Genomic DNA, 15,554 nt, shown 5'->3' with positions numbered 1-15,554 from the left:
AGGATCCCTTTTCTTGAAACTAAGTTTCGAGACTTTTGTTGAGTGGCTGGGGCTGCGGGGAATGACTCGCTTTCCGCGGGAGCGCGGTGAGCCTCCTCGGACTGCGTCCTGTGGGGTCTCACCAAGCACTCTCTTCCCGCAGGAGTCTCGCCATTCCCCTCCGCCCCTTTGCCTTATAGGTATCTCGAAACCACTTCCAGAATTAGGCGCTATCTATACGTATTGGGAGCTATATCACAAAGCTTCCATCGTCTGGATAGTGCTCATAACCGCTTGTTATAGAGATCTTTCTTGCTATAGGTAGTGATGGTGGAAGATGCTACTTCATGGTATAGAGGTTCGTTTATATGTCTCGAATGGGGGTGGGAAGCTGCGAGACTCCCGTGGGAGATAGGAGCTCGGCGAGTAGCTTCCCAACCACCCCATTCGATGTAGGAGAGAAACGAATCCCTTTACCAAGTTGGATTGTTGTCCACTATCCACTGTTAGAAGTATAAAGCGCTCTGCATCAAGGTTTTACGTCCTGTAGAACGATTTATATAATCCATTATCGTTTATGATAAAAGCTGATCTTTTAGAGTGGTTTCGAGAATCTATCCATGGCAAAGGGGCGGAGGGAAACGGTGAGACTCCTGTGGGAAGTGCGTGGTAGATGAGACCCCGCAGAGCGTTAGCTCGAGGAGGCTCATCACTCGCCCACGGAAAGCGAACCTTTTCCCGGAGCCCCTTAACTCCTACTACCGTCCCGAAATCAAGTCTTACACAATTCTGCGACATTGTTGAATAAGTGTTCCTAACGATAAGGTAAAAATTTAAATGGGCGGAAAATTCAGATATAATGGAGAGGAACCTTCAAAAAGGAGTGATTGGATGTATGATGTAGCGATTATTGGCGCCGGGCCGGCTGGTGCCAGTGCCGGACTTTTCACTGCGAAAGCCGGGAAAGATACCATTCTTTTTGATAATGGAAAAAGCATTACTGCAAAAGCCTGGGTTGAGAACCATTATGGTGTGGACTCGATTGAAGGTCCCAAGTTACTGGAAGAGGGACAGAAACAGGCACAGAAATTCGGGGCAGAGATTGTTCAGGATGATGTCGTTGGAATCGAGGAAAAAGGAAACCTATACATCATCCAAACATCCGAAGGCAGTTACGAAGCTTCTCACATCATTTTTGCAACAGGGATGTCTGTGAAAGCCGCAGAAGCATTCGGTATTGATGTGGTTGATGGGACTGAACCACGCGTTGCGAAAATTATTCAAACCGACGAACGCGGTCACGCATCTAAGCCGAAAGTGTGGGCTGCTGGTACCGTTGCTGGTGTGAGTGTCCATACGATTGTGACAGCTGGTGACGGAGCAAGAGTCGCCATCAATGTCATTAGTGAACTGAACGGCAAGCGATATGTCGATCATGACGTACTAGGAAAATAATGGATGGCACACAAAATGAAGCCCTCGATCTTATTGGACCGGGGGCTTCGTTTTTTATGATTTTTTGTCATCCGGGGGATTGAACCGTCCGACTCCAAGCTCTCTTCCCTCTTTATAGATCGCTTTGATAAAACTGATGGCCATCATCAACATGATGATCGAAAAGGGCAGAGCGGCGATGATCATCGTATTTTGCAACGCCTGCAGTCCGCCTGTGTATAGAAGGGCTAAAGCGGTCGCAGCTAATAACGCTCCCCAAGTGAGTTTGATGAAAGTACCTGGGGATTCGGATCCGCCCGTCGTCATCATCCCCAGTACAAAAGTCCCTGAGTCAGCAGAGGTGATGAAGAACGTGGCAATCAGCGTCATCGCAGCAATGGAGGAAATCCAGCTGAGAGGGATATTAGAAAATACCCCGAACAACGATTCTTCTGTAGCTAATGACGAGATGGCATCGATGGCATTACGCTCCAGGTGTATGGCCGTTCCACCAAAGACGGCAAACCATAAAAACCCTATAAGGGAAGGTACGACAAGCACGGTGAATACAAACTCGCGGATACTCCTTCCTCTTGAGACACGGGCAATGAAGACACCTACAAATGGTGACCAGGCAATCCACCAAGCCCAGTAAAAAATCGTCCAGGCGTTGATCCAATCCCGGGTATCCTGATTGAATGGCGCAATCCGAAAGCTCATTGTCGGCAAGTATTGAAAGTAAGCACCCAGGGAGCTTGTGAAGATGTTCAAGATGAACATCGTCGGTCCAACGATGAACACAAGGAGAAACAGGAGTGCGGCAAGGGCCATGTTCACATTACTTAAAATCTTAATTCCTTTTCCTAAACCTGACCAGGCAGAAATCATGAACAAAACGGTGACGATGGCGACGATAATGAATTGGACGACGATGCCAGTAGGGATTCCAAACAGATACGAGAGCCCTCCATTGATTTGCACGGCTCCGAATCCAAGCGTTGTGGCGACGCCGATGACCGTCGCGATGACGGCAAGGATATCGATGACTTTCCCTACCCCACCTTCTGCAGCCTTTTCCCCGATTAATGGTTTTAGAGTAGCACTGATCAGCCCAGGTTGGCCGTGTCGGAAATTGAAATAGGCGAGAACGAGCGCCACGATGCCATAAATCGCCCACGCATGAATACCCCAGTGGAAATAGGTGTAGCGCATCGCATCTTTGATCGCCTGATCCGTGCCTGTCTCTCCTGTCGGTGAACTGATCGCGTAATGACCGATCGGTTCCGCCGTTCCCCAGAACACGAGTCCGATCCCCATCCCCGCACTAAAGAGCATGGCAATCCATGTCGGACGAGAAAACTCTGGCTTCTCTCCTCTTTTTCCTAACTTGATTCTTCCAAGCGGAGTGAATAAAAAAGTGAGACAAACAAGGGTAAAGAGTGTGACGACGATCAAGTAATACCAGCCCAGTTTATTAGCCATGAAGCTCTTGATGCTCGTTGTCGACTGCTCCAATCCTTCAGGCCAGATTACACCGATAAGGACGAGCACGAGCATAATTCCAGCAGATATTTTGAAAACTGAATTGAACTTTTGCATCAGCATGCGATCCCTTCCAAAAAAGATTGTTAGAGATAGTATCTTTCCCCATGCTTTTCCTATTCTCTTTGAGAAAAACTGAAAAATAAGAAAGTTGCTTTCCATCCGGATACCTGTCAGACTTGAATAGTTAAAGATAAGAGAATATCCGTAACAACGGATCGCTTTTTATAGAAGAAGAATTTACGGAGGTGAAGACACATGATCGAAGTTCGTACGTCTACACTTGAAAATGAAGAATTGAATCGCGGCATTTTTGCCAAAAGGGATATCGCCAAAAATGAGCTCATCCATCAGGCGCCCGTCATCCCTTACCCAAATGAAGAACACGTCCACATTGAAAAAACCCGCCTCGCTGATTATGCATTTGAATATGGCGAAAACCACACGGCGTTTGTGCTCGGCTATGGAATGATGTTCAACCACTCCTACGAACCCAACGCCAACTATGTCATCAATTTTGAAACGCATACGTTTGACTTTTATGCGTATAAAGATATCAAAGCGGATGAAGAAGTGTACATCAACTACAATGGCTTTGTTGATGAGCAGGAGCTTCTTTGGTTCGACCAGGACGAAGAAGAATCTTAAAACAAACATTAAAAACGCTCGTGACTTCTGTCACGAGCGTTTTTTTAGCGAGGGCGGCGCTCCTGAATATCAATAGAGATTTCAAAGATGTTGATCATTCCGGTCATCTCCTTTGTTTTCTTGTTATCTTAAGTATAGAGCGCCTCCCTTTTCTTTCTAACGTCCGTTGGAGTGATTTTCCATCATCCTGTAGACCGAAAAAGGACGGAAGAGAAAAGACCATACCAACTCCGCCTTCCGCCTCATACATGGATACTGATCCATTCAGTAAAGCCGTTGATAAAATCTCAAAAGCCACCGATAAATAGAAGAAAGTCACTGATAAATAGCAAAAAGCCACTGATAAATCCTCATCCAAGTATAGACCGGCTCTTTTCTCTTGCTAGCGGGCGTTGGGGTGATTTACATTCAGCCTCCGGACCGAAAAAAGACGGAAGCCACCTGCCCGGGTGGCTTCCGTCTTACGTCTGATATCATCAATCAAACCAGCCTTTGTTTCTGAACCAGATGAACATCGCAACTGCAACCGCAATCATGACTCCCCAAACGACAAAATAGCCGTATTCTGTCTGCAACTCAGGCATGTTTGAAAAGTTCATGCCGTATACACCAACGATGAATGTCAGCGGCATGAAGATGACGCTGATGACCGTGAGAATCTGCATCGTCCGGTTCGTTTCGTGGGAGTTCAAGGACAAATAGCTGTCCCGGATATCCTGCGTCATTTCCCTGTTTGATGCGACCATGTCGGCCACCTTGATCAAATGGTCATGGATATCGGCAAAATATTCCCTACGATCAAACACGCCATCCAAGTGCCTCGTATTCAAGATTCGGTACAACAAATCTCTCATCGGGTGAATGGTCTGTCTCAAAGTCAGCAGTTCGCTGCGTCGATCGAACAACTCTTCAAGCAGCTTCTCCATCGACAAATCCTTCGTGTTGTCTTCGATTTCATTAATATGGTCCTCAATTTTGTAAATGATTGGAAAATAATGGTCCACGACCTTATCAAGAATCTGATGAAAGACATAATATTCGTCGACATCCTCGTGGTGTTTGTTCTTTTTGACGATTCTTTTCGCTTGTTCCAGCGGTTCATTTTTTTCTTTATGAAAAGTGACAATCGAACAGTCACCGAGAAAAACATCGATTTCTTCCCGCTCAAGCGTCTTGGGATTCACGGAATGTACAACGATGAAACTGTGGTCGTCATAATAATCGAGCTTCGGACGCTGCAGCCCGTGCAGACAGTCTTCAACCGCAAGAGGGTGGAACTCGAAGGTTTTCTCTAAGAGCGTCACTTCCCCTTCCGACGGTTGATTGAAGTCGACCCAGTACCAGTCCCAGTTTCCGCTGGACAGTTCATCGATCGAGAGGTTGTCATGCAACCCTGATTCTTTACTAAAAGCCATAACCTCAACCATGCATTTCACCTACCTATGTATGTCATATTCTTTTATAACCGTAAAAGAAAATATTCAAACAACCATTCTAACTTATGATACGATGAAAGAAAAGATGGAACGGGGGCAGGCGGATGCTGCAACGATTGAAAAGCGACGAACAATTGAAAGGGCAACGAGTGACATTACGGGCCATAACGGAAGAGGACATCCCTATCTTGTACCAATTGATCTACAATGGCGAAGATCCGGAATGGAAAAAATGGGATGCCCCCTACTATCCGCTCGAGCCTCACACTCTCGAGAGCTATCGCAGTCATGAAAAAGCACGCGTCAACAGACTCGGCCCGAACGAACCCGATTCACGGCTCATCATCGAAGTGGATGGGAAAACCATCGGAACGGTCACCTATTACTGGGAGCACAAAGCTTCTCTCTGGCTCGAAGTCGGCATCGGCATTTATGACCCTGACTATTGGGGCGGCGGATACGGATCAGATGCCCTTGAAATTTGGGTGGACTACCTTTTCAACACCCTCCCCCTTGCCCGAGTCGGTTTGACGACCTGGTCTAGAAACGAGCGGATGATGCGCGTCGGTGAAAAACTCGGCATGAAAATCGAAGGCCGCCTGAGGAAATGCCGCATTTATGAGGGACGGTTTTATGATTCCATCCGCATGGGGGTCCTTAGGGAAGAATGGATGAAACGTGCATAAAGAAGAAGGATGGAAAAAGAAAAAACGCTCAAAGCTTCTTAAGCATCTTGGAGCGTTTTTTTATATTCGTTAAGAAAGTCCTTCCCATTTCACAGCGTAATACCTCATCCCTCTCGGAACACCCTTGATCCTAAACTCCCCCTGAAAGACGAGTTCACGGACGCGGTACTCGAAGTAGCTGTCCCCGACGACTTGTGACGAATGTCCGAGCACTTCCCCTATTAATCGCGCCGCTTTTATGAATTCGCCCCTTTCACTCTCCTTCTGCAACTGAATTAAGGATTGGATGAGAGTGGGATCAAAATATTCGTCGGACGTTGATTTAATGCCATCCTCCCATACTCGGAGATTCGTATTTTCCTCGGATAACCTTTGCCATTCCATTCGAGCATTTTCTATGTTCGTTTTGGTTATGGGAACGCTGGGTGTATGATCAAGTAAATGCACAAACCGACCCGGAGAAAGTTCCCCTGTGTGGAGCGGGAATGCTGATGAACCCTCTGCTTGAATAGGATAGATTTCAATCGAATGATGATCCAATAAATGCAAAACAAATCGAAGCCCGGTTTGTTCATGGGCATTGGGACCAACCCATACCGTAACAGGCATATGGGACGGTATGGATCTTACATTTTCAATGGCATTCAAAAGATCTTCTTCCATGTGCATCCACTCCTCATCATCCATAACAAGATGATCGAACAGCCATTGTGTGCGCTTTTTCATACCTTCTTCTTTTTCCAAGTCTTTTATAGGACCGATTGAAAACATCTGAGAAAGAGCCAGTACTTTTTCACGATTTTTCTCTTTTTGTCTCAATGCAAGCTGCAATGCCCCCTTACTAGATTCACTAAAGACGATATGAGCGCGCGCTGCATTTTCCCCTTCTTCTGTGCGAAAAGGATACAGGCGATCGTCACAAACACAGTCCATGCCTCTTTTGATTTCGTTCACCTTTTTCAGCCATTCTTTTTCCGAAATCTTCCCTTCTTCTACATAAGAAAATAGAGACCACTGATGGAGCAAGATTGTACGCAACTCTTTTTCATCCAACACTTCGAGCCTTCTTTTCAAGGTAAATGTCATCTTTCCCCTCCTTCAACATCTAAACGATAATCTTTCCTGAATACGTCCCATGAAGCTTATAAGTTTCATAATCATAGAAAAAACGAACACCTGTCATAGGTGTCCGTTCAACTCATCGATACACTGCTCATAAGACCAAGATATAAACTCCACACGACCATCGCACTAACAAAGAACGTACCGGCGAGAGAGTCCCGTTTGATCATCAAGCCTGTAAACAGCAGAAAAACAAAGGCTAAGCCCAAAGAGGCGAGGCTGATCAAATTCGGTGAGAGGGTTAATGGACCTACCCCATCCACCGTCGTAAAAATACGGAAGAGCGCAGACGGTTCCTGCTGCTCCAGTGTTTGCCTGATGTTCTGTGGTGTTTCCTGTTCGGTCATGTATCCTGTGATGCTGTAGATGAAAACGACGAGAAGACTTTCCGCTTTCCACCAGCGTCTGGGTGAGAAACCGGGATCATCTGCTACGAAACGCTTCATGAGAAAGCCATTAACAAAAGCAAACAACAGAAGCACAATGAACAACAGGTGCTTCACTAACAGGGCCTGTCCATAAGGCAGCATCCACGAATCTACAATACTCTCAGATAAAGTTAAACTCATGATAACCCCCGTCAACGTAAGCCAGACGATGCAGCCGATTGCTACCTTCGTAAACCAATTGACAAAGGACTTCCACTGACGCTCCTGATTCGAAATAAAGCTGACAACGAGGAGTATGCCTGACCACACGCCGACAGCGATGAAATGAATGGTATGAAGAAGTGCTCCTTGAAAAGAGGTCGTGCCGGCGGCATGGCCGGTTGTACTCTGCGTGAGAATCATTCCTACAAGAAGGAACAAACTTAAAGAATACGCAACTTTTGACCTTTTAATCGTGTTCAATACGACCACATGAAGGACAGCTAAGGAAAAAAGAAGAAGCCAGGCTTGTCCTCCCTTTAACTGGGTAAGCACATGAATGAGACTCTCCAACAAGCTTCCTTCCCGGTATTCCTGCAGCATGACCGCGAGTTCTAAAATAGGAAAAACTGCGAACACAGGCACAGCGAGTGTAACCAGTGTCCACATTTTCCTGCGATGAGCAAGCCCTTCATCAAAGGTAGACAAAAGACTTGCCCCGATCAGAATGGAGAGACAAGCGTATAGGGCTCCATTCATTAAAGCATGAATCATGATTTCTTCCTGACTACTCCAAAGAAGACAAGCCCTGCCGTAATTAAAAGACCGAAACCAAGTACCGGTACAATCCAAACACTCGATTCATTGCTTTGGTCGGCCGCAATCGCTTGCTCATCTGCGGACCCTTCACCGGCCGTACTTTCATCTTCGTCTGAAGTGGTTACCGGATCCTCCGTTTCACTTTCAGCCGTCCCTTCCTTCGCTGTGTAAGTAAACGTCAGCTGATTTTCCATCACATGCCCGTCCTCACCGATAATGCTGTAAAAGACCTCAATGTCTCCTGTTTTCAATTCCGCTGGAAGATTGAACTCGATAACATTTTCAGGAGAATGAGTATAGGTATCTATGTCGAACCCTTCCCCGCCTTCACCTGTGACCGTTAAGGCTGTAGGCTCCTGGACTTTAGAATCAAAGGTCAGTGTAACACCAGGGTTTTCTGACGTTATCGCCCCTCCTGATTGGGGATCAGAACTTTCAAGATGCGTATGGGCACTTACCGTCACAGGCAGCGCGAATAAAAATAGTACACCAATCATGGCTATATATTTCATATCAATGACTCCTTCTCTCTTTTATAAAGACTACGAATGGAAAAGTGCAATGGATCACTCCTCCCTCTAAATTTATATCAAAGCAAAGGAAAGAATGCCAGATTTAAAAGAAGACAATTTAGTGAACAAAGGAACCTTCGTTCATGTGCTGGATATGAACCTTTTTCAATCGGACACCTGCGGCGGTCAAAAATAGCGCACAGATCGGCGATATAAGAATCAACAACTTATACCATGATCATGATACGATACGGTTAGTGATTTTAAGAAAAGGAGACCGGCACCCATGTATAAAATACTCTCAGGAATCTTCCTGCTCACAAGCATCGTGTTCGCTTACCTATGGTACGACACAACGAAACCCTCTGAAATCGACTCATTTACAAGAGACGCAGCCACATCCGTTGTAGCCGAACTCCCCTTTCGCATCGAAGACGTCACTCTATCCTTTGAAGCGTATCATAGGGAAGGTATGGAAGAAGAAAAGATTCATGTAGAGACATTGCTCACCCGCAGCCTTCAGCAACTGACTGGTAACCAAAGACTATTGAATGCAGCCGAACGATCGAGTGAACTGGAAAAAGGATGGTTCCGAGACTATTCCAATGAATTGTTCAAGCTCCGATCAGTGATTACAACGGCGTCCTTTGAAGGTGGAGAATCGGACAATGCAGAAGATATAACAGCCGCTTTAAAGCAACTTCATACCAACGTGAAAGACATCGTAGATAACGATGCTTTTACGGTGTCTAATTCAGAGAAAATGCAGGACCTGACAGAAACCCTCCGAACGTTCAATGATCAGTTTCTATCATAGAGCTTGCATGAAAACTATATGGAAGGACTCTGTAAGACTTGATTTCGGGGCTTTTGTGCTGTGGGTAGGGGCTGCGGGGAAGATTCTCGAAATCACTTCTGGAAGAATCAGCTTGTATGATTGAATAAAGAGGAGAATGTTAACCTATCCACGTTGGGTATTCAGGAAGTAAAAGCTGGATCCATAGCGCTTCATGCCTGCGTAGGAGGGAAGAGTGTCCTTTACTACATTGGTGTTAGGCAAAATGATTATCACCCACCTCTCCTTGTAGGTAAAGCAGCTTATCCCGGAAGGAGTTTCGAGATCCTCATATGGCCAAGGGGCGGAGGGAAACGGTGAGACTCCTGTTTTAAGTGTGGAGGCACCTTGATCAGCGGCGTATGGACTGGACTGAGCTGGCGGAGATAAAGGAAACACGAAGAACGAAGTGATTCGATGTTGACTTATCGTACAGAAGCGAGGGAAGTCTCACTAGCCGCTAGGTGCCGGAACCGGATATTTAAAATGGGACGTGTGGGACAGGTGAGACCCCGGAAGGCGTAGCCTGAGGAGGCTCACCGCCCGCCCCATGGAAAGCGAACGGTTTCCCGGAGCCCCTAAACGCACACAAACATCTCGAAACTGAGTCTTCCACAATCGGGAGCTTATATGTAAGAAAAAAAGCGAACGCCTCGGGATGAGGGTTCGCTTTGTTGCTTATCCGAAATAGGTGTTTAACGGAGGTACGATTTGTTTCTTACGGGAGACGACACCTTTCAGAACAGCCTGATTGCCATCAAGTTCTGTTTCGAAAGCTTTCGCAACCGCTTCTGTTTCGTTACCGACCGCAACGACAGTGGAGTCACTTTCAAGAATGTCTGTAACAACAAGCAGGAACAAGTCCAACCCTTTGTCAGAAACATTTTTGTCAATTGCTGCTTCAAGCTCGCTCTTGCGGGAAAGCACATCATCTGTATCGACCGTGTTCACTTGAGCAATTTCTACTTTCTTATCACCCATGTCAAATTCCTTCGCGTCCAGAGAGATTAATTCTTCTGCTGTCTTGTCACTGATATCTGCGCCTGCTTTCAACATCTTCAGGCCGTATTCTTCAGCGTCAACGCCAGCGATTGCCGCAAGTTCTTCAGCTGCTGTACGATCTTCATCTGTGCACGTCGGTGATTTGAATAAGAGAGAATCGGAGATGATTGCAGATAACATCAGTCCTGCCATTGGCTTCGAAACTTGCTGTCCTTTTTCCTTATACAACTTGTTCAGGATCGTTGCTGTACATCCGACAGGCTCTGCTCGATAGTAGAGAGGTCCTTTCGTTTCGAAATTGGCGATACGGTGGTGGTCGATGACCTCAAGGACCTGCACCTCATCAATATCGTTCGCACTTTGCTGGCGCTCGTTGTGATCGACAAGGATCACGTGCTCCACTTCATCTGATACACGCTCAACGAGACGAGGGGCATCGACATTGAACTGATCCAATGCGAATTGCGTTTCTCCATTTACTTCTCCAAGACGAACGGCCTCAACATCTTCACCTAGGGCTTTTTTCAAGTCAGCATATACAAGTGCTGAAGTAATCGTATCTGTGTCCGGGTTCTTGTGCCCGAAAACGAATGTTTTGCTCACAAAAATCTTCCTTTCTTTATCAAGGGTATGTAGGATGCCTTGTCCGTTTCGATTATAAAATAGATTGCAGTCATAGTCCATCTTCTCCTACCATTCCCCTTCATATTGAAAAGAAACTAGACTTTTTCAAATCCTTTCACAAGAAAATACCCACATAAAACCTGGATCACTGAACTGACAGAAGGGTTGGTAATCAGCACATCGGGAAAAAATGAATCGACATGGATGACGTAGGGAACCAATAACAAATAGAAAGAAGGAAGAAGAAAAAGCAGCCCGTATCTTTTCCTCCATTTCCACTGTCCTTCCTCCTTCCATTTTTTGATAAAATCCGGGAGTGCAAGGAGGCATCCGATGGGTACGTAGACGAATTGTGAGAAAATAATATAAAAATAAAAATTTTCTGTTAGATTGGATGTGACCTGCACTTTCATCGTTAAAAAAGATGAGAAAATCAAGTAACCAAAAACGGCGATAGACTGCATGAATACAAGGTTTTTCCCGTTCATAGAACCTCTCCCTTCCACTTATACTCTACTCTATGTGAGAGGACGATTTTTTTTACTAAATCATAGGTTTACGTAAAAAAAATGAGGGAATTTAAATAAAAGGCATTTGAGATTTGTCTACACTATGTGTTAGAATTCCTTACATAAGAAAAAGTGAGGTACATATCCAAGAATGATCCGGATACAAATCTCATAAATAAAACTGTAAAAGAGAGGGTAATGTATGACTTACACAAAAGAGCAAATTATTCAGGAAGTAAAAGAAAACAACGTTGAATTCCTACTATTAGAATTCACAGATATGTATGGGGATACGAAAAATGTAGAACTACCAGCTGAAGAACTAGAAATGGTATTAGCCAATGAGGCGATGTTCGACAGTTCTTCCATTTCTGGTTTCTCTGATATCCAAGAAAGTGACATGTATCTCGTTCCAGACCTAGATACATTCCTACTACTTCCTTCTTTGGTCGATGAAGATCGCAGCGCGCGCTTCATTTGTGATATCTACAAGCCGGATGGCACTCCATTCGAAGGAGACCCTCGTTACATCCTTAAACGTGCAATGAAAGAAGCAGAAGATATGGGGTACACAGTTAACGTCGGTCCAGAGCCTGAATTCTTCCTATTCAAGCTGGACAAAGATGGTTACCCAATTCGCGAAATGAACGACCGCGGTGGATACTTCGATGCTTCTCCTAAAGATAAAGGGGATAAAGTACGTCGTGACATCGTACGTACACTGAAAAAATTCGGTTTCGAAATGGAAGCTTCCCACCACGAAGTGGCGATGGGACAGCACGAGATCAACTTCCGTTTCGACAACATGCTGAAAACAGCTGACAACATCCAAACGTTCAAAAATGTAGTGAAAGATATCGCAACAAACCATGACTATCACGCTACATTCATGCCTAAACCAATCGCAGGTGAGAACGGTTCCGGAATGCACGCACACCTTTCCCTATTCAGAGATGGCGACAGTGCTTTCTATGATGAAGATGCGAAAGACGGCGTTTCTAAAACGATGAAACAATTCATCGCAGGAATCCTTCACCACGCTCGCGCAATTGCAGCGATTACGAACCCGAACGTGAACTCTTATAAGCGTCTCGTTCCTGGTTATGAAGCACCTGTAAGTATCGCATGGTCTCACTCCAACCGTAGCTGTATGGTTCGTGTACCAACAACACGTGGTCAAGGTACCCGCTTCGAAGTCCGTAACCCGGACCCGACAGCAAACCCTTACCTGACACTAGCGGTATTGATCCAAGCTGGTCTTGAAGGAATCCGTCACGGCTATGATGCTGGTGAAGCAGAAAGCCGTAACCTGTATGAAGTTGAAGACGACAGTGTACCAACACTTCCTACAAACTTGAAAGAAGCTCTTTCTGCTCTGAAGAAAGACGAAGTTCTTCTTAAAGCACTTGGCGATCATACAGCCAATGCTTATATCGAAGACAAAGAAGACGAGTGGACACAGTACTCCTTGCAAGTCAGCAAGTGGGAAATCGACAAATATATGAACAAGTAAAAATGAGAAAAGCAGCGCTCCAATGGGGCGCTGCTTTTTTGTATGCAATCCTGATTTCTTGTGCTCGTTCATGGCTTCTTGTGCGCGGTCCTCTCTTCTTGCGCGCGGTCCTCTCTTCTTGCGCGCGGTCCTCTCTTCTTGCGCGCGAAAGGTCATCCCCTTAAATGGGATGACCTTCGTTTCATTTTCCCATCAAATAACGATAGGACAGCACCAACCCTACCACATAGAAGACCAATGCGATGTATGCAGGCAGTAAGTGTATGAATGTCGTATAGCCAATCATGATGTGTACAAAAATTCCCGCAGCAAAAGCCGGTACTCCACCAATGAGGAACATCCACCAAAACCAGCGTTTGCCCTGATGATACCCCCAGAGGGCGCTCATGAGCACTAGGGAGCCGACACTGAAGAGTGCGCTCCCGAATCCGGCTCGGTCGTGAGCGATGACGGGGATCAGACGTTCGTTGAAGTTTTGTATGAGTTCAGGAGGCATGCACAAGTATTGGATATCCGTCGGGATGAAGACACCTGTCACACCGATATAGGAAATAATGATGCCGCCAAGGACAAAAGAGAACCCGAGAATGACGAAACAAAATTGGCCATAAACACCGAGAAGCCACGTTTTATCATTTTTCCGATTCTTTGAAGCTGGCAGTGTAGAAAGTTCCCGCGATTGGAGCCATCCCATCACGTAAAATGGAAGAAGGATGATCCAGAACAATAAGTGCAGCCAGTCAAAATAGCCATAACCAATAAAAAATAGAATGCCTAAAAAGCCGGCGATGGCAGCAAAGTCAATGGCTTGTTTCGCCCACTTTTCTCCCTTTGATACAGAAAACCTCGCGAGAAACATATAAAGCAGCCCCCCGGAGATCATTGTCCCGGCGAGGGTCATCCGGTCGTGGGCCATGAACCAGAGGATCCGTTCATTGAATAGGAGCAATTCTTCTCTCGATATTCCGAGAAAAGCTTCATCATAAGGAAGGATCACCGAGGTCAAACTGAACACCAAGGCAAGGATGCCACCTAAGAAAACCGCCAGACCAAATAAGAAATACCAGATCCAGCCCGTTTTCTCCTCATGTGCTCGCGGTTCTTCATCCAGGAGCGCTTCGTGAATCCGCTTCGGTAACCCTGGGCCGGCATCGACGTAAGCAGCAGAAAGAAATACCATGCTGGCGCCTGCGGAAAGGAGTTCAAGTGCATCTGAGGGTTCCTTCACCCCGCCGATCGTAATCACATGATAGTTATCCAGCTTTTTCAAAGCTTCTTTGTGCGCTTCTAAATGGCTTTCATCGTCACATTCTTCTAAAATGATGCCGTTCGCCCCTGCAAATCTGTCCATGTCCGATACATTCTTGCTGGGCACTCTCACAAACACAGGCTTCCATTTGGAGAGCTTTTCAACGACGAACGGATCCCAAACATGTTCCGCTACACTATAAATGCCGGAGAAAGGTTTGAGCGTTTCTGCCATTTTGATGATTTCATCCTCTGAGCCTTGCAGATGAAAAAGGTAGGGAATCTCTGTGTCTGCCTTTTCCAGACGACGAACGGTTTCTTCCAAACCGATGGACTCACCTTGTCGAGGCAGCAACACATGCCCTTCTTTCCTCTCCGGATATCGGCCAGTCTGAGGTTCCAACGTCACTGGACCTACTTCAATCATACTGAAACCCAGGTGGCTGAAAGCTTTTGTCCCTGTCAATCGCGGGTCGATCTTTCCTGATAACCCGACAGGTCCACGGACTTCTTGACCTGCAATCGAATGGGAAAGCTTTTCAGAGATCTCCTCTTTGCCTAGAAAATGGATGACATGTCTGCCTCCAGGAAAGGAAGCGATCCGGTTCATATTTTTATGTATAAATTCCCTGGAGGTCACAGGGGCCATTTTTGACAGCCACGTTTTGAACAAAACGTGATAAGACCAATCCGGCATACAATCTTCCTTTTCGTTTAGAATCATAGAGCATTCATGGGACGTTTATTTTACTAGAACCACCACTGTCCCAGCAAACCAGTCATACATATTCTTCTTCTTTCGATTCAGTAACGGAAACGTAAAAAAGGCAACAATCATGAGGTTAACCACAATCAATAACATAGACAGGAGACCCTCTGGAACATTCCCAGGCATCCTCATGTGCCATACGACAAAATGGGACACTTCCCAAGGGAAAAATTTTATAGCCGTTCGGATGATGGAACGAACCAAACTGATGCGACGCCCGCTTTCATCGGCCACCTTTATTCCTACTTTTTTCTTCCCCCATGTGCCTTGCCATTTGGATTGTTCCATGAAAATAAAATAGAGGGAAACAGGTAAGGTCATCATAAGAAACCCTGCCCCTTGGGCGATCAATGGAGATTGGGTAAAAAACGGGGTCACGTACGGTTGAAAGACAAACGCCATCGTACCCACAACGAAAACTCCGTAAGCCGCAATGATCAGATAATCCAAAACAAAAGCATAGATTCGCTGTATAAAAGGCGCATACAACATCGGATTCCCCCTTGGG

General features: G+C 45.9%; 14 protein-coding genes. 5 read left to right on the top strand and 9 right to left on the bottom strand.

The window, feature by feature from the left end; translation table 11 throughout:
• Positions 1-870 precede the first annotated feature (870 nt).
• Positions 871-1,434 (top strand): FAD-dependent oxidoreductase, encoded by a 564-nt coding sequence (locus ACXACN_RS03335; protein ID WP_474962312.1) that lies wholly within the window; start codon positions 871-873, stop codon positions 1,432-1,434.
• A 54-nt stretch (positions 1,435-1,488) separates the two neighbouring features.
• Here ACXACN_RS03335 and ACXACN_RS03330 read toward each other — a convergent pair whose 3' ends face one another.
• The gene (locus ACXACN_RS03330) at positions 1,489-3,012 is read right to left on the bottom strand and encodes a glycine betaine uptake BCCT transporter (RefSeq protein ID WP_474966785.1); all 1,524 of its coding nucleotides are present in this window, start codon (positions 3,010-3,012) and stop codon (positions 1,489-1,491) included.
• 201 nt (positions 3,013-3,213) lie between these two features.
• Between ACXACN_RS03330 and ACXACN_RS03325 the strand changes: the two genes are divergently transcribed.
• Entirely contained in the window at positions 3,214-3,603 is a 390-nt protein-coding gene (locus tag ACXACN_RS03325) for an SET domain-containing protein (protein WP_160912837.1), read from the top strand.
• Positions 3,604-4,079: 476 nt separating this feature from the next.
• Here the strand turns inward: ACXACN_RS03325 and corA are convergent, their stop codons facing one another.
• Complete coding sequence (gene corA, locus ACXACN_RS03320) at positions 4,080-5,030, bottom strand: magnesium/cobalt transporter CorA (RefSeq protein WP_474962311.1); 951 nt, start codon at positions 5,028-5,030, stop codon at positions 4,080-4,082.
• Between the two features lie 113 nt (positions 5,031-5,143).
• Between corA and ACXACN_RS03315 the strand changes: the two genes are divergently transcribed.
• The gene (locus ACXACN_RS03315; RefSeq protein WP_474962309.1) at positions 5,144-5,725 is read left to right on the top strand and encodes a GNAT family N-acetyltransferase; all 582 of its coding nucleotides are present in this window, start codon (positions 5,144-5,146) and stop codon (positions 5,723-5,725) included.
• A gap of 69 nt (positions 5,726-5,794) precedes the next feature.
• Here ACXACN_RS03315 and ACXACN_RS03310 read toward each other — a convergent pair whose 3' ends face one another.
• The 3 genes from ACXACN_RS03310 to ACXACN_RS03300 form a co-directional block, all read right to left on the bottom strand.
• Positions 5,795-6,811: a DUF1835 domain-containing protein gene (locus ACXACN_RS03310; protein ID WP_474962308.1), complete on the bottom strand. Its 1,017-nt coding sequence runs from the start codon at positions 6,809-6,811 to the stop codon at positions 5,795-5,797.
• A gap of 107 nt (positions 6,812-6,918) precedes the next feature.
• A complete protein-coding gene (locus tag ACXACN_RS03305; protein WP_474962306.1) occupies positions 6,919-7,989 on the bottom strand; it encodes a copper resistance D family protein in 1,071 nt (356 codons plus the stop codon).
• Entirely contained in the window at positions 7,986-8,546 is a 561-nt protein-coding gene (locus ACXACN_RS03300) for a copper resistance CopC family protein (protein WP_474962304.1), read from the bottom strand. The genes ACXACN_RS03305 and ACXACN_RS03300 overlap by 4 nt, the downstream gene beginning before the upstream one ends.
• Before the next feature lie 286 nt (positions 8,547-8,832).
• Between ACXACN_RS03300 and ACXACN_RS03295 the strand changes: the two genes are divergently transcribed.
• The gene (locus tag ACXACN_RS03295; protein ID WP_474962302.1) at positions 8,833-9,363 is read left to right on the top strand and encodes a hypothetical protein; all 531 of its coding nucleotides are present in this window, start codon (positions 8,833-8,835) and stop codon (positions 9,361-9,363) included.
• Positions 9,364-10,059: 696 nt separating this feature from the next.
• On the opposite strand, the gene ACXACN_RS03290 is transcribed toward ACXACN_RS03295, so the two are convergent.
• On the bottom strand, positions 10,060-10,986 hold the full coding sequence (locus ACXACN_RS03290) for a manganese-dependent inorganic pyrophosphatase (protein ID WP_474962301.1): 927 nt from the start codon (positions 10,984-10,986) through the stop codon (positions 10,060-10,062).
• Positions 10,987-11,102: 116 nt separating this feature from the next.
• On the bottom strand, positions 11,103-11,495 hold the full coding sequence (locus tag ACXACN_RS03285; protein ID WP_474962299.1) for a hypothetical protein: 393 nt from the start codon (positions 11,493-11,495) through the stop codon (positions 11,103-11,105).
• A 223-nt stretch (positions 11,496-11,718) separates the two neighbouring features.
• Here ACXACN_RS03285 and ACXACN_RS03280 point away from each other — a divergent pair, with 223 nt between their 5' ends.
• The gene (locus tag ACXACN_RS03280; protein ID WP_474962298.1) at positions 11,719-13,029 is read left to right on the top strand and encodes a glutamine synthetase family protein; all 1,311 of its coding nucleotides are present in this window, start codon (positions 11,719-11,721) and stop codon (positions 13,027-13,029) included.
• 181 nt (positions 13,030-13,210) lie between these two features.
• Here ACXACN_RS03280 and ACXACN_RS03275 read toward each other — a convergent pair whose 3' ends face one another.
• Together ACXACN_RS03275 and ACXACN_RS03270 are read right to left on the bottom strand one after the other, a co-directional pair.
• Entirely contained in the window at positions 13,211-14,974 is a 1,764-nt protein-coding gene (locus ACXACN_RS03275) for a beta/alpha barrel domain-containing protein (protein ID WP_474962296.1), read from the bottom strand.
• Positions 14,975-15,019: 45 nt separating this feature from the next.
• Entirely contained in the window at positions 15,020-15,538 is a 519-nt protein-coding gene (locus tag ACXACN_RS03270; protein ID WP_474962295.1) for an RDD family protein, read from the bottom strand.
• Positions 15,539-15,554 lie beyond the last annotated feature (16 nt).

The sequence above is a fragment of the Halobacillus sp. AWM4_238 genome, assembly GCF_056158265.1.
This window is presented reverse-complemented; position numbering and strand designations above follow the sequence as displayed.